Raw genomic sequence first — 16,464 nt, 5'->3', positions numbered from 1 at the left:
CCCCATCGGACCGCCGCACCACCCGTGATGAACGCCCGCCATCAGGTCCCCGCCGCGATCACGGCTGCGGTGGCCGTCGTGTCGCTGGTTGCCTGCTGCGGGTCGTCGGTCTGCGCTGGACCGGCAGGAGCGGACCCCCTCGTCAGCCTCAGCCCGACGGCTGGGATGTCGCGGGGCGACCATCGTGCGCCACCCCGGGCCGACGCATCACTATCAGGCGGTGGGCCGTCAGCGTGCTGCTGAGATGGTCAGGCGTCGCGGGCCTCCAGGGCGATGACCGCGGCGAGCAACGCCCCCACCGCCCAGGCCGCGGTCACGGCAAGGCCTGCCCACGGCCCGATCGGTAACTTGTCCAGGCCCGTCGTGGCCTGGACGGCGAGGCCGGCGGTCATCGGGCCGACCTGCAGCAGGTGCCGCTCCCACGTCGGGTCGGGCGCGGCGGCGGCGAGGATCGGGAACAGGAACAGCAGGGCAAGCACGACCCCGACCGCCGCGGCGGCGTTGCGGACCACCGTGGCCACGCCGAGGGCGAGCAGTCCGATGAGCATCAGGTACAGCACCGAGCCACCCGTGGCCCGCAGGACCGACGGCCATGACGCGTCCGCCGGCAGGAAATGACGGCCGGTGAGGGCGGAGACCGCTACTGCCACCGCCGCCGCGGGCGCGATGACGGCGGTGACCACGACGGCCTTGGCCGCCAGGACCCCGGTGCGGCGCGGCATGGCGGCGAGGGTGCCGTGGATCATGCCGGTGCTGTACTCCCCACCGACGGCGAGCACGGCGAGGATCGCCACGACGGCCTGCCCGAGCTGGACGCCGGTGAGGCCCGTCTTCGTCGGGTCGCCGCCGCAGAACTCAGTGGTGCACGGAATGTTGAGCACGACGACGATGCCGACACCGACGGTCGCCGCCACGATCCCGAGCACCAGCCACACGGTCTCCGTAGCGGTCCGCAGCTTCGTCCACTCCGCCCGCAGGTACCGCCGCCACTCTGCCGCCAGCCCGCGCCACAGCCCGGCTGTCGTCTCATGTCGCGGTTCGGCCGTCAGCTCCCGTCGTGGCTCGGCCGTCAGCTCATGTCGCGGCTGGGCTGTCGGCTCGCGTCGAGGCTCGCGCTGCGGCTCGTCCCGCGGCCCGGTCGTCAGGTCGTGCTGCGGGTCGGTCGTCGGCGTGCGTCGTGGCGCCGCTGGCAGGCGCCCTGGGTCCGTGCCACGCTGGTGGCGCGCCTCCCAGGAGCCGGCCCGGTCGTCCAGCGGTGGCGGGGTGCGGTCCCGGTGTTCGCCGGGTGGCGGTGGCAGGTCGTGGTTCCCGCGGCGTTCCGGCGGAAGCAGGTCGCGGCTCATACGTCCCTCCTGCGGAAGCGGTACGCGGCAAAGGCCAGCCCCACGGTCGCCCAGGCGAGCAGGACCGCCAGCCCAGACCACGGGGTGAGCGGGAAGAAGCCGTTGGCGGGCGTGTACAGGCCCTCGACCTGGGCGTACTGCGGCGTGCTCTGCTGGATGGCGAACGCGGCGGCCGGCGTCACGCGCAGCAGCCACGCGCCCGCGGCGACGGGCAGGACGGTCATCGACAGCAGATACGGCAGGACCGTCGCCACAAACGCCAGCGTGACCGCCGTGGTGCCGCGGCGCAGCAGGACGCCGAACGCGAGAGCGAGGACCGCGGCGACGGCGAGCAGGGCGCCGGTGCCGGCGATGACCCGCAGCTCGGTGGCCGTGGAGACCGGATGGACGTACACGCCGTTGTCGCGGAGCAGCCCCGGCCCGATGGTGACGACGACCGCTGCCGCGGCGACCCCGACGACGAACGTGACGGCGCCGAGCACGGTCGCCTTCGCGGCGAGCGCGGCACCGCGGCGGGGCGCGGCGGCGAGCGACGTGCGGATCAGGCCGCGTCGGTATTCGCCGGTCATCGTCATCGCGCCGACCACGACGACGAAGACCAGACCGGCGAACGTGCCGACGAGCGTCTGGCTGATCGTCGTGCCGAGCCCGGCGGCGCCGGCCACGGCCGGGGCGATGTCGCCGGAGCCGCTGACCGTGAAGCCGTCGCCGGTCTGCTCGGCGCCCGGCGCCTGCCCTCCGGCAGGTGCTCTGCTTCCACCGGAAGCGTCGCCCGGTGCCGGCCCGGGCGGCGGGCCGCTGCCGATCGGGTGCTCGTCGGCGGTGCCGCCGATGCGTTCGGTCGTCCAGGTCGCGGACTGCCAGCCGCCGGTCGTGGTGAGGTGGTCGAAGCCGGCGGTGGCGAGGCTTGGGGCGCTGGACGCGCCGGCCGCGCCGATCCCTTCCACGAACATCGGCGACGTGACGAACAGCCCGACCTCCGCGGTTGCCGGCAGATCCTTGAGTCGGACGGTGCCCACGCCCGTCCACGAGGTGCCGTCGGCGGACTCCAGGGCGGTGACGACGTCGCCGGCACGGGTCAGCCGCAGCCAACGCGGCGCGGACTCGGTGACGGCGCCCGGCTTCCCGGCACGGTCGTGGACATAGTCGTGCTGCAACCGCACGCCGTGCGCGCCGGTGACCATGACCGCCGCATACGTGGCGCCCTGCTTCGTGCCGCTCCTGACGATCAGGCCCGCCTTCGCCCACGGCACCAGCCCCGGCTGCGGTTCCTTGCCCGGCCCGTCGGGCGGCAGCTCGCCGGTCAGCGACGCGACCCGGACGGTGATGGTGCCGTCGCCGGCGAGGGGCCGGTGCACGAACGTGAACACGTCCGTGACCTCCTCGCCCCCTGGACCGACGGGCAGGCCGCAGCCGGAGCCGCACGTGCCCTCCATGCCTGGGAACAGGCCGAGACCGACGATGGCGGCGGCGGCCGCGGCCATGCCGATCAACCAGCCACGCACCGTCCTGAATTTCGTCCATTCCGCGTGTACGAGCCGTGCGAAGGCGCTCATGCCGCCACCTCCGCTACGCTCCGGCGTCGGCCTGAGCCAACGCTGCAACACTGATTCGCGGCTCCTCCGCTGCGCTCCGGACCGCTCATGCCGCCGCCTCCGACCCGGTCGCGGCGCGGAACTCGACGGCGTCGCGGGTCAGTTCGAGATAGGCCTCCTCGAGGGTCGCCCGGTGCGACGAGATCTCCGCGAACGGCACGCCACGCGTGGTCAGCAGCGTCACGACGGCCTCGGCCGGCAGCCCGGTGACCGTCAGCGTGCCGGCGTCGGTGCGGCTGACGGAGGCGCCTTCTGCTTCCAGTACACCTGCCGCGACATCGATCGAAGAAGCACCTGCGCGCAGGGTGACTCTGCCTGCGGCGGCAGTCTTGAGCAGCGCGGCGATGTTGGTGTCGGCGATGACCCGGCCCCGGCCGACGACCACGACATGGTCAGCGGTGTCCTCGAGCTCGCTCATGAGGTGACTGGAGACGAGGACTGCGCGGCCCTCCGCCGCGAGCCCGCGCAGGTGCTGGCGCATCCACACGATCCCCTCGGGGTCCATGCCGTTGAACGGCTCGTCGAGCATCAGCGCGGGCGGGTCGCCGAGCAGCGCGGCGGCGATGCCGAGACGCTGACGCATGCCGAGGGAGAACCCGCCGGCGGCGCGCCGGGCCACGGTCTGCAGGCCGGCCCGCTCGAGGACCTCGTCGACGCGGCGACTCGGCAGCCCTTGTGAATGCGCGATCCACAGGAGGTGATTGCGCGCGGTGCGGCCGGGCTGCAACGCGCCCGCGTCGAGCAGCGAACCGAGGTGGCACAGCGGGCGGGTGAGGCTGCGATAAGGGCGGCCGGCGACGAGCGCGGTGCCGGCGTCGGGCGCGTCGAGGCCGAGGATCACCCGCATCGTGGTGGACTTGCCGGCGCCGTTGGGCCCGACGAAGCCGGTGACCTGGCCAGGCTCGACGGCGAAGCTCATCCCGTCGAGGGCGGTGTGCGACCCGAATCGTTTGCGGAGTCCGCTGACGACAATCATGCGGTCCGTTGTACGTGGCGGCCGGTGACATCACGGTGACAGCGGCTGACACCTCACTGACACCTTCGACCTGGCATGGTGGTGGGCATGCGGGTGCTGGTGGTTGAAGACTTCGAGGTCCTGGCCAGGACGGTCGGGACGGGGCTGCGCCGTGAGGGCATGGCGGTCGACGTGGTCCTCGACGGCACGGAGGCGCTCGAGCGACTCACCGTCAATCGGTATGACGTCGTCGTCCTCGACCGCGACCTGCCAGGCGTCCACGGTGACGAGGTGTGCCGGCGGATCGTCGCGGCCCGCTCCAGCAGCCGTGTGCTGATGCTCACCGCGGCGAGCACCGTCAAGCAGCGCGTGGACGGCCTCGGCCTCGGCGCCGACGACTATCTGCCCAAGCCGTTCGACTTCGACGAGCTGGTGGCCCGCATTCGGGCGCTCGCGCGGCGCCCCGCTGAGGCATTGCCGCTGGTGTACGAGCTAGGCGATCTGACGCTCGACCCATCCCGGCGGGTCGCGTCGAGGGGCGGGCGCCGCCTGGAGCTCAGCCCCAAGGAGTTCGGCGTCCTGGAGTGCCTGCTCGCCGCCGACGGCCGGCCGGTCTCCGCTGAGGATCTGCTGGAGCGGGTGTGGGACGAGGCGGCCGACCCGTTCACCACGGTGGTGAAGACGACGATCCGCCGGTTGCGCGGCAAGCTCGGCGCACCCGAGCTCATCCACACGGTCCGCGAGGCCGGCTACCGAATCGGGGCACCGTGAGCACCCGACGCCGACGGCGGCGCGGGCTGCAGCTGCGGCTCACGACGCTGTACGCCGTGCCGTTCATCATCGCCGTGACGGCAGGCATCGCGCTGTTCTCCTTCGGGGAGAGCGTGTCCGCTCCCGCCAGCGAGACCGTCGGCGCCGTCCGGATCATCCGCGACCCTCCGACCGACTTCTACGAGGAGCGGATGTTCCGCGTCATCGCCCTCACGGTGCTGATCGCCAGCGTCGTCGCGGTGATCGGCGGTTGGATCACGGCCGGGCGGCTGCTGCGTCCGTTGCGCGCCATCATCGCCACGGCGCAGGACATCTCGGCGACGAGCCTGGACCGGCGGCTCGGCAAGACCGGTGACGACGACGAGTTCACGGATCTCGCCGAGACCCTCGACAGCGTCTTCGAGCGGCTGGAGGCGGCGTTCGCGTCGCAGCGGCGGTTCGTGGCCAACGCGTCCCATGAGCTGCGCACGCCGCTGGCCGCGGAGCGGGCGCTGCTGCAGGTCGCACTCGCCGACCCCGACGCCACCGCCGACACTCTCCGCGAAGCGTGCCGCGAGGTGCTCGCTCTCGGCGCCGCCCAGGAGCGGCTCGTCGACGCCCTGCTGACCCTCGCCAGCGGCGAGCAGGGCGTCGAGCAGGCGGAGCCGGTCGACCTGGCCGAGATCGCGGCCGCCGCGATCCGTCGCCGGTCGAGCGAGGCGAAGGTCCGCGGTGTCCGCGTCGACGCGACGCTGGGCCCAGCCGCCGGCGCCGGCGACCCACGCCTGGCGGAGAGCCTGGTGGCGAACCTGGTCGACAACGCGGTGCGGTACAACATCGACGGCGGCTGGATCGAGGTCGTCACGTCCACGGTGCAGGACGCCACCCCGCCGACGACGCAGAGCACGGGCAGCCAGACGGGTCGTGCCGCGGCTCGGCTTACAGCGCAGGGCGCGGGCGCTCCGGTCCGGGACGCGCCTGGACCAGCGGCAGGGGACGGGGCTCCGGCGGCGCGGGGCGTGGGCCGGCTTCTGCCCTGGGGTGCTGGCGCTCCGGTTCGGGGCGCGGCCGGGGCGACGGCGCGTGGCGCGGGTTCGACCGTGCGGGAGGTGGCTCGGCTGACGGTGCGCAACACGGGGCCGGCGGTCCCGGTGGAGGAGATCGGGCGGCTGCTGCAGCCGTTTCAGCGACTGGAGGGGCAACGGATCGGCCGGGCTGCGAGCGGGCACGGTCTCGGCCTTGCGATCGTGCAGGCCATCGCGACCGCGCACGGCGCCACGTTACGCGTCGTGCCCCGCCCGGAAGGCGGCCTCGACGTGACCGTCGACTTCCCGCTGCCCGTTGACCGCATCGCTTAGCTCGACCGGCGTGGGCTGGGCCGCCAGGTGAGGAGCGTGCGGGCCGGCCCTATGAGGAGGGTCCGGGCCGGGCGTGGCGTCGGGATGGCACGGGTTGACGGGCCCGGTGAGGAGGGTGCGGACTTGGGCGGGCAGTTGAGGAGGGCGCGGGCCGGGCGTGGCATCGGGACGGCGTGGGCTGGGGCGGTCAGGAGGTAGTTCGGCCGGATCGCCTTGGTCGGGACGGTGTGGGTGGGCTGGTGCGGGGAAGTGGGCCCGGCCAGGTACGCCGTGGTCGGGAGGGCACGGTCGTGCGGCGCGGAGACCTGCGGTGCTGTGTCGGGCTGTCTGCCGTGCATGGCGCCGCAATGCCGGATTCTGGCGTTGCGCAGGGTCGCGGTGCGGGGTCGTGCAGGGAGGTGGCTTCGTCAAGGGCTGTGGTCGGCCACCTCTCGTTGGGCTGGTGGGTTGCCAGCCTGTGGGAAAGCCGCGCGGGATGGGGCGGCGACCGAGTGATGTTGCGTTGTGGTGGGCCGCTCGTCAGGGACGTGGGAATTGGGTGACGAGGGCTGGCCGTGGTGTGGAGGTCGGCGGAGGGTTGACGACCGGGAGCCGTCGTCGGCGCCAGCGGGGTTTGGTGACCTGGTTACGGATGATCCAGGCGTGCCAGGTGCCGCGGCACGGGCGGTGGGCGGTCCGTCGCGGCTGGGTGGTCGCCGTGGCGGGTGCGGGGTGAGCGCGTTGCTGCGGCAGAGTGGCGGGGTACTGGACGATCAGGATTTCGAGGCGGTTGCCGGGCTGGTCGCGGCAGGTGAGTACCGGGACCAGATTCCCGGCAGGGAAGTCGTGGACCTCGGTCTGCTCGGGCTGCTTGATGACTCCGAGGCGCCGCCGGCGCGGCGGTGCACGTACGAGCGTGGGTCACGGAGCCACGTCGCGGCCCGGGGCAGGGGCTGGTGGAGAAGCTGCCGCCGTTGAAGCCCGCGTCGGCGGCCGTCGTGGACGAGGTGGCGCACCACGGATCCGGTGAGTGGGGAGCCGCGGCTCGCGACGTACGAGGAGACCGCCGCGATGCTCGGGGAGCGGCAGTGGCTCGGCGGTTGAGCGCTGGTCAGCAGGGGGCGCGGAAGGCGTCGAGGCGGACGTTCTTGCGGATCGAGCTGAAGCGGAGGCCGGCCGTGGTCGGGCACAGGGAGGCCTTGTACTCGACGTGGAAGACGGGCTTGCCGGCGGTGATGAACGGGGTGAGCAGGGCGCACTCCTTCCACTGCAGGCACGATTCGTTGACGGCGAAGTCGAAGGACGGTTGCAGCTTGGTGATCTGGTCGAGGTCGTTCTTCAGGCCGACGGCCAGGCCGAGGGAGTGGGCGAGGTCGGCGACGCGGCGGTTGAACAGGAGCTGGTCGGCGGCGGTGAGGGGGAAGCCGGTGGGGTTGGCGTAGCCGTCCATGTTGTCGGGGTCGACGGCGTCGAAGCCCTTCGCCTTGCAGGTCGCGAAGCGGTCGGCGAGGATCGGGTGCAGCGTGTCCCACTGGCGGATGTCGAGCCATCGCTCGCCTGCCCAGCCGTCGAGGGCCTTGCCGCGCACGGCGGCCGGGAAGCGGGCGGCGTCGGCGCGCCAGTCCTCCCAGGAGCCGGCGTCGACGTAGCAGAGCACCTTCCGGCCTGCCGCGTGCAGCTGGGTGACCTGGGCCTTCGTGGAGTCGGCGCCGTCGATGTCGTACACGTCGGCGGCGACGGACGTGTCGAGCCTCCCGGTGAACTGCATCTGCCAGGTGGCGCCGACCGCCGGTTTCCACCAGGTCGCGGGAGAGGTCGCGGCGGATGCCGGTACCGTGGAGCAAACGACGGCGAAGATGGCTGTGACGGCCAGGAATACAGCGCGGGGGGTGTGTCGCATGCCTCGCCATCGGCCGGGCGTCGGGTGGCCTGATCTGACGGTCCGGCGGAATGCGCCGACCGGCCGGGGGACAGACAGCCCCATCTCCTGGTCGGTATGTGTTCGTGACAGCGGCGGCCAGGTGGTGTACGACCACCGCCCCGACACCGTGCTCTCCACAGCGAGTGTCGGCAAGCTGCTGCTGCTGATCGAGGTCGCCCGCGGGCTCCCGCTGGACCGGCCGTGTGACCGGCGGGACGTCGAGCCGGTGGCGGACTCCGGGTTGTGGCAGCACCTGCGCACCGACGTGCTGCCCGCGCACGACCTGGCGGTGCTGGTCGCGTCGGTGAGCGACAACCTCGCGACCAACGTGCTGCTGCACCACGTCGGGCTGGAGCGGGTCACGGACCTCGGTCACGAGCTGGGGCTGGCGTCGACGGCGCTGCACGACATGGTCCGCGACGTGCGGACGGCCGCGCATCCGCCGCGGCTGTCGTCGGGCACCGCCGCCGAGTTGTCGCTGCTGTTGCACCGGCTGCCGGGGATCGACGGCGGCGAGCGGGTGCTGGACTGGATGCGCACGTCGGCGGATCTGTCGATGGTCGCGTCGGCGTTCGCGCTCGACCCGTTGTCGCACGACGGCCTGGTCCTGCGCAACAAGACCGGCACCGACGACGGCGTCCGGGCGGACGTCGGTGTCGTGAACGGGTGCGCGTACGCGGTGCTGGCCAACTGGCCACCGGACGAGGCGACGGTCGGTGAGGTGCTCGCGACCATGCGTGAGCTGGGCGATGGGATTCGTGCGTTCGTGGGAAACTGAGGCATGCCGTACTCGCCACGGGAGACCGTTCAGAAGACCGGGTTCAGCCTCGACACGCTGCGCTACTACGAGCGGATCGGCCTTCTTGACGGCATCGACCGCACCGCCGGCGGGCAGCGCATGTTCACCGACGACGACCTCGCGTGGCTGGAGGTCCTGCGCTGCCTGCGGGACACAGGCATGCCGATCGCGCGGATGCGTCGGTACGCGGAGCTGGCCCGCGACGGTGACAGCACCTTCGCCGAGCGTGCCGAGCTGCTGGAGGAGCACGACCGGGACATCGAGCGCAAGATCGCCGACCTGCGCGACGAGCAGACGAGGATCAAGGAGAAGATCGGCTGGTACCGCACTGAGCTCGCCCGCTTAGCTCCCGCCGATGCCCAGGCCCCCGCGTGACGGAGAGGTCCACGCCCGCGCCGCCGCAGGCCTGACCACGGCGCCGACGGTGCGCGGACGTGAGCCCTTGGGAGGCGCGACCGCGCGGGCGGGCATCGAGCGAAAGCACCCGCGTGGGCGTCGGCCCGGCGGCGAGCATGGTTGCCACCAGACGGGCGTTGCGCGTTGCGCGGTGCGCGGATGCCGGGCGGCGGGGTGCGTGGCCGCACCGGCTGGCAGTGGAGCCGGTGGCGGTGCGCGGGTGACGGCGGGACTTGATGCGGTGGCGGTGCGTTGTTGGGCGGTAATGAGTTTGGCTGGGCGCGTGGTCGTGCCGGCAGGCGTTGATGCGGTGGCGGTGCGCGGATGTCATGCGGGTGAGCGGCGTGGCTGGGCGGGTGTTGCGGTGGTGGCGGTGCGCGGATGTCGTGCGGATGAGGCGGCAGGCCGTATCGGCGGGTATTACGGCAGTGGTGATGCGCGGGTGTTGGTGAGGTGTGTGGTCGCGCCGGTCGGTATCGGAGCCGTGGTCGTGCGCGGGTGTCGAAGCAGTGGTGCGTTGTCGGGCGGTTGTGGGCGTGGTCGTGTCGGCGGGTGTTGCAGCGGTGGCGGTGCGCGGGAGTTGGGTCGGAGATGAGCGTGGTCGCGTCGGAGCGTTGGCGGTGCGTTTGCTGGGCGGGTTGTGAGCCGGTCGGGAGCGTGGCCGTGCCGGCGGGCATTGGGGGTCCGTGGTGTCGGTCGGTGAGCGGCATGGTTGATGCGGTGCAGGTGTCGGGCTGGTCGGGAGCTTGGCTGCGCTACCTGGCGTGAGGGCGCGTGGTGTTTGGCTCGCGGGAGCGCTTGTGGCGATCCGGCGAAGGGAGTTCGCGTCCGGTGATGGCGGCATGCCCCGGTGGCGACGCCGGTGAGCGGATGGCCACGGCGGACCCGGTCGGCTGGTGGGCCTGCCCCGCTTTTTGGCGGACATCTGAGATCAGGAGCCTGTGGGCTCCGGGACCTGGGGTGTGGCCGGGGATCAGCTGGTGCCGCGAGGTCGCTGCCTCGGTGTGGACCGGCCGGGTGATGCTGGTCGGCCCCGGGGCCTCGAGGAGGGCGGCGACGCGGTTCTGCTCGGTGGGCTGGGGCTGCAAGCGCTGCGGGGTGCCGATGGCCACGGCGCGCGGGTCGGCGTGGATCTGCGGTGTGGCCGGGATCAGCTGGTGCCGTGGGGACGCTGCGTCGGCGGTGAGCACGTTGCCGCCGGCGGACGTTGACGCGATGCACGGGTGCCGGGCCGACGGGGAGTGATGCTGGTCGGCGCTTGGCGTGGTCGTTGTCGGTGTCACGCTGGGGTTGTGAGGGCTGCGGGGGTGCTGAGGTCCATGGCGCAGCGGATCAGGGTGGCCAGGGCGGGTGAGCGGCTGTGTGGGGGCCAGGCGATCACCGTGGTCACCGTGGGGGCGTCCAGGACGGGGACGGCGACCAGGTCGGGGCGTAGCTGGGAGCGGCACGAGGACGGCAGGGTGGCGACGACCATGCCGAGGGCGATCAGCTGGTAGAGCTGCGTGCTGTCGCGGACCAGCGGGCCGGGGCCGGGGCCGGGGGCGGGTGAGGCGGGGGAGCCGGGCCAGGTGGGGAACGGCTCGCCGGCCAGGTCGGCGGTCAGCAGGTGGGTGTGGCCGGCGAGGCGGTGGCCGGCGGGTAGGACCGCGACCTGGCCCTCGGTGTGCAGCTCCTCGACGTCGAGGCCGGTCACGTCGTCGAACGGCAGGTGCAGCAGCGCCACGTCGGCGCGGCCGTCGCGGAGCAGGCGTTCCTGTTCGCCGATGCCGCACAGGAGCACCTCGATGGTGACGGCGGCGGGGGCGGTTGCGGTGTACGCCGAGAGCAGCGCGGGCAGGAGGTCGCCGGCCGCGCCGGACTTCGTGGCGAGCACGAGCTTGGCGGCGGGGTGGCCGGCGCGGCGGGTGCGGCGGTCGGCGGCGGCGACCGCGTCCAGGGCGGCGCGGCCCTCGCGGAGCAGGACCTCGCCGGCCGCGGTGAGCGCGACCGAGCGGCTGGTGCGCTCCAGGAGGGTGACGCCGAGGCGGCGCTCCAGCTGGCGGATCGCCCGCGACAGCGGAGGCTGGGCGATGCCGAGGCGCGCGGCGGCCCGGCCGAAGTGCAGTTCCTCGGCGACCGCGACGAAGTACGCCAGCTCGCGCGTTTCCATACCGCTACGGTATCGGTCCTGACCCAGACGGTGTTGGCGGCCGGGGCGGGGGCGGACCAGCATCGTGGGTATGACCACTGCAGTAACCGTCGCGCTGGTGACCGGCGCGAACAAGGGGATCGGGTACGAGATCGCGGCGCGGCTCGGGGAGCTCGGCTGGCGTGTCGGGGTCGGGGCCCGCGACGCCGGGCGGCGCGAGGAGGCGGTGGCGAAGCTGCGCGCGGGCGGCGCGGACGCGTTCGGGGTCGCGCTCGACGTCACCGACCAGGCGAGCGTCGACGCGGCCGCGGCGCGACTGGACCAGCTGGACGTGCTCGTCAACAACGCCGGGATCATCGGTGGCACGCCGCAGGTGCCGAGCACCGTCGACCTGGCCGTCGTGCAGGCCGCCGTGGACACCAACGTGTACGGGGTGATCCGCGTGACCAACGCGATGCTCCCGCTGCTGCGCCGGTCCCCGCGGCCGCGGATCGTGAACATGTCGAGCTCCGTCGGCTCGTTCGCGGAGCAGACCGACCCGCAGGGGCCGCTGAGCGGGATGCCGGCGTCGGTGGCGTACGCGCCGTCGAAGGCCTTCCTGAACGCCGTCACCGTCCAGTACGCCAAGGAGCTGCGCGACACGGCGATCCTGGTCAACGCGGGCTGCCCCGGCTACTGCGCCACCGACCTGAACCACCACAGCGGCTTCCGGACCCCGGAGCAGGGCGCGGCGATCGCGGTCCACCTCGCGACCCTGCCCGACGACGGCCCATCGGGCGGCTTCTTCGACGACGAGGGCCCGGTCCGCTGGTAGAAGCCTGGTAGAAGCCTGGTAGAAGCCTGGTAGGGACGACGCTACGCGAACGCCGGGTCGCTGCTGGAGATCAGGGCGAGTGAGACCGTGCCTCCCGCGAGCGCGGCCCGGGCGGCGGGGCCGCGGTCCGGCAGCTCGGTGAAGGCGCCGGCGCGCAGGGCGTACACGTCGGCGAGCGACTGCCGGCACGGGTAGCCGGCCGGGCACTCGGAGGGTCCACCGAGGACGGTCGCGGTGCCCGAGCAGGCGCGCGCGAACTCGTCGAGGCTCGTCACGTGGTACTTGTCGGCGAACGCCTTCGACACGGCGAGCACGTCCTGCGCCGCGGCCGGCGACGCGAGGCCGAAGGACAGGCCGAGCTCGCCGCCGCGGTACGCGAGCGACTGGGCAGCGAATTCGGGCGCTGCGAAGCGGTTCGGCTCGCCGCGGGCCCGGTCGTTGAGGAACGCGGCGTAGCTGCCGGTGTACTCGGGCGCCAGGGTGATGCTCCTGGACGTCAGCGCCGTGTGCAGGGCGGCGCGGTCGGCCAGCGTGCTCACCGTGGTCCGGTAGCCGGCGGCCTCGAGCGAGATCCGGTACAGGTGCGCGACGACCTGCTGCTCCGGCAGGCCGGTCGTGCCGATCGTCAGGCCGTACGTGATCCGCAGGTCCACCTTCTTCGTGAGCCCGTTCGCGGCCGCGAACTCCTGCGCGACGTCGGCGGGTGCGGCGTGATCGGCCTCGATGCGCCGGTTGAGGCCGGCCAGCTTGCGGGTGTCGAGGGCGGTGGACACGAGGTCGACCTGCTGCACCACCGCCGTGCTCATCGGCGTCGGCGCCTACCACGAGCCCGAGCTGGCCGATCTCCCCGCGGTCGCGAACAACCTCCGGTCGCTCACCGACATCCTGACCGATCCCCTTCGGTGCGGGCTGCCCAGCGAGTCCATCACCGTGGTCTCCGACCCCCGGACACCGGTCGCGGTGGCGCAGGCGGTGGCCAAGGCCGCTGACGAGGCCACCGACGCACTCCTCGTCTACTACGCCGGTCACGGGATGCGGGCCGGACGCCGCCGTGAGCTGTTCCTGGCCGTTGCCGAGTCCTCGGTGGAGTTCTCCGACGTGGACTGCCTGCCGTACCAGCGACTGCGGGACACGGTGCTCGACAGCCCCGCCGCGGTGAAGATCGTCATTCTGGACTGTTGCTTCAGCGGGGCTGCGCTGGACGGCATGGGAGGCGGACCGGCCGGGCAGGTCGTCATCGACGGTGCGTACGTGTTGACCGCCACGTCCGCCACCAAGCTGGCGATGGCGCCGGTCGGTGCCGAGCACACGGCGTTCACCGGCGAACTGGTCGGACTGCTCACCGAAGGGCTGCCCGGCGGCGGCGAGTATCTCAGCCTCGACACGGTGTATCACCACGTGTCGCAACGACTGCGCAGCAAGGGTCTGCCGAGGGCGGAGGCCGCCGCACGGAACACCTCCGGCACCTTCACCCTCGCACGCAACGTCGCCGCAACGGCCTCGCCGGCTCCGGAATCCGTCAGCCAACCGTCCATCGTGGACGAGTCGCCGGCCACCGGGGTGGCTTCTGCCCAGACCGCCAAGGTGCCTGCTGCCGCGCCTGCTGCCGAGGTCGCGTGGACGGTCGAACGGGTCGGGCCCGTCGTGCGTGGCATCCGGCGGCCGATTCCTCCGTTGGTCGCGACGCACCAACGCAACACCTGGAAGATCGCGCTGGATGTCAAGTCGCGTGAACCGGCGACCTTCGCTCCTCCGGTCGCCGGCGACACCCTGCTCATGGCGGGCACAGACCGTCGGCTGTACGGGCTCGACGCGCTGACCGGCGCGGTCCGATGGGCCTTCGCCGAGCCGGAGCGGAGCCTTGTCAGGCCGGTGCTTGTGGCCGGCTCCCGCGTGCTGGTCTGCGACGACGGAGGCCAGGTGCACTGCCTCGACAGCGGCACGGGCGAGCGGCAGTGGCGGCATCCGATCGCCGGACCCGCGGAGCGGACCGCGCTGGTCGCGGACGGTGCCAACGTATATGTGGCCGTCCGCGACGATCTCGCCACGCCCGACCTCACCGCGGTGGATCTGGCGACCGGCGCCGAGCGTTGGCGACACCGCATAGACGCCCGCCTGCCGGTGCTGGCGCCAGGCGGTCACGTCGTGGTGCGTCGGGAGAATCGCGTGGTCAGCCTTGCCGCGGACTCCGGTGAGGACCGCTGGGCGCGAGAGCTCGTCGGAGGGCCGGTCGCGTCGATCGCCGATACCGACGGCGTCGTCGTCGGCACGGATGCCGGACGGGTGGCCAGCCTCGCGTCCGCCTCGGGCGAGATCCGGTGGCAGGTCGTGCCGAAGCCGCGACCACTTCTGCTGCGGTTCGCCAGCGAGATGCCCCTCGAATGGGTCCTTGCCGCCGCCGACGGTGTGGTCGTGGCGGCTCGGCCGGAGGGCAAACGGGTGTACGGACTGGACCGCGAGACCGGCGAGACAGGCTGGTACATGCATGCCAACGGCTGGGGTGGGCCGTTCTCGGCGATCACGATCGCCGGTGGCGCCGCGTATTTCGCCACCCGCGATCTGCATGCGGTCGAAGCAGCGACGGGGCGCGTCCGTTGGACGCTGCGGACCGGCTACTACCCCGGCGCGGTGACCCTGGCTGGTGACATCGCCTGTTTCGGAGTCGGTGAACACCTCTACGCCGTCGACACCGCCACCGGCACGGTGCGCTGGCGGCATCTGGTCGGCAGGTGGCACGCAACGGCGCCGACCCTGACGAACGGCCTGGTCGCCTTCGTCAACGACGCCGCCGCTGCGACCGCGTTGAGACTGTGAGTCCGCGCATCGCGGATTCGGATCGAGGTTGATGCCGTCTGCGCCCAGGATCAGGCCGGCGCCGGCGGTCCGGAGTGCTGCCGCAACTGCCCGCGGCGTGACCAGGCAGGTGTCACTGTCTCCACCTTCACGAGCAACAGTGAGTCCCGTGCCGTTGCGGCCAGCGGATCCCGATCGGGACCCGAGGTCGGTCAGCGTCGCGGGACTCAGCTGCGAGGGGTCAGGGCAGGAGGGCCTGGTTGGTGGAGAAGACGTTGGTCGGGTCGTAGGAGCGCTTGATGCGCAGCAGGCGGTCGCGGTCCGGGGCGGGCCAGTTGGACTGGAGGGCCTCGGGGCCGGCGCCGCCGGAGAAGTTCATGAAGCCGCCCGGCACGGTGGCGTCCGCGGCCGAGGCCAGGACCGCGGCGGTGACGGCGTCGACGGCCGGCACCAGCTCGGGGACGCCCAGGCCGATGACGAAGAGCGAGAAGGCGGCGTCGCGGCCGGGGATCGCGTTCGGGACGGCCGGCGGGCGGGAGAGGGTGCCGCCGAGGTGGCGGAGCTCGACCATGATGAGCGGGACGTCGACCTGCGGGCCGGCGGTGGCGAGCAGGCCCTCGACGGTGGCCGCGGTCAGGTCGCCGAGGAGGGCGCCGCCCTCGCGGGTGGGCGTGGGGTCGACCGGGTCCTGGTGGATGGAGTCGACGGCCTGGTAGGGCATCTCGCCGACGCCGCCGAGCAGGACCGGGGCGGCGGCGAGCATGGGGGCGAGCAGCTCCGACGCGGTGTCGGTGTCGCCGAGGTACGCCACCCGCAGGTGCACCACGAACGCCCCGCGCAGCGGCTCGGGCAGCTGCGGCAGCGGAGGCAGGCGGAGCATGGCGAGGGACGTGTTCATCCGCTCGGGCAGGGTCGGCGCCCACGCGCGGTAGGCGTGCAGGACCTCGGCGGCGTGGGTGGCCGGGAAGTAGAAGCCGCCGCCGGTCAGCGACGGCACGTCGAAGAGGTCGAACTCGATGGCGGTGACGATGCCGAAGTTGCCCTTGCCGCCGCGGACGGCCCAGAAGAGGTCGCTCTCGTGGTCGGCGTCGACGGTGCGGGCGACGCCGTCGGCGGTGACGATCTCGACGGAGCGGACGTGGTCGGCGGCGAAGCCGAAGGTGCGGCCAAGCGGGCCGAGTCCGCCGCCGAGCGTGTAGCCGACGACGCCGACCTGCGACGAGGAGCCGCTCAGCGGGGCGAGGCCGTGCGGGGCGGCCGCCTCGATGACCTGCGACCAGCGGACCCCGGCCGCGGCGCGGGCGCGCTTGCCGGCGGCGTCGACGGTGAGCGACTGCATGCGGCTGGTGGTGATGAGGACGCAGTCGACGGCGGGGCGGACGGCGCCGTGGCCGGTGGCCTGGACGGCGACGGGCAGGCCGCGGCGGCCGGCCCAGCTGACCGCCACGGCGACGTCGGCCGTGCTGGTGGCGCCGACGGCGACGGCCGGTCGGTGCGGGTTCGCCACGTTCCAGGCGAAGATCTCCTCCGCGAAGCCGTCGTCGGAGGGCAGGAGCACGGGGCCGTCGACGGCGGCGGCGAGGTCGGCGAAGGACAGGTCGGTCGATGCAGTCATCAGAGGTTCCTCAGGGTT

At 72.9% G+C, this 16,464-nt stretch carries 13 protein-coding genes; 6 read left to right on the top strand and 7 right to left on the bottom strand.

What is annotated here, in order from left to right:
• Positions 1 to 248 precede the first annotated feature (248 nt).
• From ACQEVZ_RS52895 to ACQEVZ_RS52885, 3 genes are all read right to left on the bottom strand, one after another.
• Positions 249 to 1,343, bottom strand: coding sequence for a hypothetical protein (locus ACQEVZ_RS52895; protein WP_433383250.1), 1,095 nt, complete (start codon positions 1,341 to 1,343; stop codon positions 249 to 251).
• Positions 1,340 to 2,899: an ABC transporter permease subunit gene (locus ACQEVZ_RS52890; RefSeq protein ID WP_433383248.1), complete on the bottom strand. Its 1,560-nt coding sequence runs from the start codon at positions 2,897 to 2,899 to the stop codon at positions 1,340 to 1,342. Before ACQEVZ_RS52890 ends, ACQEVZ_RS52895 begins: the two co-directional genes overlap by 4 nt.
• Positions 2,900 to 2,984: 85 nt before the next feature.
• Positions 2,985 to 3,914 (bottom strand): ATP-binding cassette domain-containing protein, encoded by a 930-nt coding sequence (locus ACQEVZ_RS52885; protein WP_360562336.1) that lies wholly within the window; start codon positions 3,912 to 3,914, stop codon positions 2,985 to 2,987.
• Positions 3,915 to 4,001: 87 nt separating this feature from the next.
• Here ACQEVZ_RS52885 and ACQEVZ_RS52880 point away from each other — a divergent pair, with 87 nt between their 5' ends.
• Both ACQEVZ_RS52880 and ACQEVZ_RS52875 read left to right on the top strand, forming a co-directional pair.
• A complete protein-coding gene (locus ACQEVZ_RS52880; RefSeq protein WP_433383245.1) occupies positions 4,002 to 4,664 on the top strand; it encodes a response regulator transcription factor in 663 nt (220 codons plus the stop codon).
• Complete coding sequence (locus ACQEVZ_RS52875; RefSeq protein WP_433383243.1) at positions 4,661 to 6,001, top strand: sensor histidine kinase; 1,341 nt, start codon at positions 4,661 to 4,663, stop codon at positions 5,999 to 6,001. Before ACQEVZ_RS52880 ends, ACQEVZ_RS52875 begins: the two co-directional genes overlap by 4 nt.
• Before the next feature lie 1,090 nt (positions 6,002 to 7,091).
• On the opposite strand, the gene ACQEVZ_RS52870 is transcribed toward ACQEVZ_RS52875, so the two are convergent.
• Positions 7,092 to 7,880: an endo alpha-1,4 polygalactosaminidase gene (locus ACQEVZ_RS52870; RefSeq protein WP_433383241.1), complete on the bottom strand. Its 789-nt coding sequence runs from the start codon at positions 7,878 to 7,880 to the stop codon at positions 7,092 to 7,094.
• On the opposite strand from ACQEVZ_RS52870, the gene ACQEVZ_RS52865 reads away from it, so the two are divergent.
• Both ACQEVZ_RS52865 and ACQEVZ_RS52860 read left to right on the top strand, forming a co-directional pair.
• Entirely contained in the window at positions 7,837 to 8,679 is an 843-nt protein-coding gene (locus tag ACQEVZ_RS52865) for a serine hydrolase (RefSeq protein WP_433383239.1), read from the top strand. The two genes, ACQEVZ_RS52870 and ACQEVZ_RS52865, sit on opposite strands and share 44 nt — an antisense overlap.
• A 3-nt stretch (positions 8,680 to 8,682) precedes the next feature.
• The gene (locus ACQEVZ_RS52860) at positions 8,683 to 9,075 is read left to right on the top strand and encodes a MerR family transcriptional regulator (RefSeq protein ID WP_344498423.1); all 393 of its coding nucleotides are present in this window, start codon (positions 8,683 to 8,685) and stop codon (positions 9,073 to 9,075) included.
• Positions 9,076 to 10,375: 1,300 nt separating this feature from the next.
• On the opposite strand, the gene ACQEVZ_RS52855 is transcribed toward ACQEVZ_RS52860, so the two are convergent.
• Positions 10,376 to 11,245 (bottom strand): LysR family transcriptional regulator, encoded by an 870-nt coding sequence (locus tag ACQEVZ_RS52855; protein ID WP_433383236.1) that lies wholly within the window; start codon positions 11,243 to 11,245, stop codon positions 10,376 to 10,378.
• Positions 11,246 to 11,315: 70 nt separating this feature from the next.
• On the opposite strand from ACQEVZ_RS52855, the gene ACQEVZ_RS52850 reads away from it, so the two are divergent.
• Positions 11,316 to 12,038 carry an SDR family oxidoreductase gene (locus ACQEVZ_RS52850; protein WP_433383234.1) on the top strand — a complete coding sequence of 241 codons (723 nt, stop codon included), beginning with the start codon at positions 11,316 to 11,318 and terminating at the stop codon, positions 12,036 to 12,038.
• Positions 12,039 to 12,079: 41 nt separating this feature from the next.
• Here ACQEVZ_RS52850 and ACQEVZ_RS52845 read toward each other — a convergent pair whose 3' ends face one another.
• Positions 12,080 to 12,844 carry a glycine betaine ABC transporter substrate-binding protein gene (locus tag ACQEVZ_RS52845; RefSeq protein WP_433383232.1) on the bottom strand — a complete coding sequence of 255 codons (765 nt, stop codon included), beginning with the start codon at positions 12,842 to 12,844 and terminating at the stop codon, positions 12,080 to 12,082.
• Between ACQEVZ_RS52845 and ACQEVZ_RS52840 the strand changes: the two genes are divergently transcribed.
• Positions 12,804 to 14,852: a caspase, EACC1-associated type gene (locus ACQEVZ_RS52840; RefSeq protein WP_433383230.1), complete on the top strand. Its 2,049-nt coding sequence runs from the start codon at positions 12,804 to 12,806 to the stop codon at positions 14,850 to 14,852. The genes ACQEVZ_RS52845 and ACQEVZ_RS52840 overlap by 41 nt on opposite strands.
• Before the next feature lie 220 nt (positions 14,853 to 15,072).
• On the opposite strand, the gene ACQEVZ_RS52835 is transcribed toward ACQEVZ_RS52840, so the two are convergent.
• Positions 15,073 to 16,446 (bottom strand): FAD-binding oxidoreductase, encoded by a 1,374-nt coding sequence (locus ACQEVZ_RS52835; RefSeq protein WP_433383228.1) that lies wholly within the window; start codon positions 16,444 to 16,446, stop codon positions 15,073 to 15,075.
• Positions 16,447 to 16,464 lie beyond the last annotated feature (18 nt).

This window comes from Dactylosporangium sp. CA-152071, from assembly GCF_050936335.1.
Lineage (GTDB): Bacteria > Actinomycetota > Actinomycetes > Mycobacteriales > Micromonosporaceae > Dactylosporangium > Dactylosporangium maewongense.
This window is presented reverse-complemented; position numbering and strand designations above follow the sequence as displayed.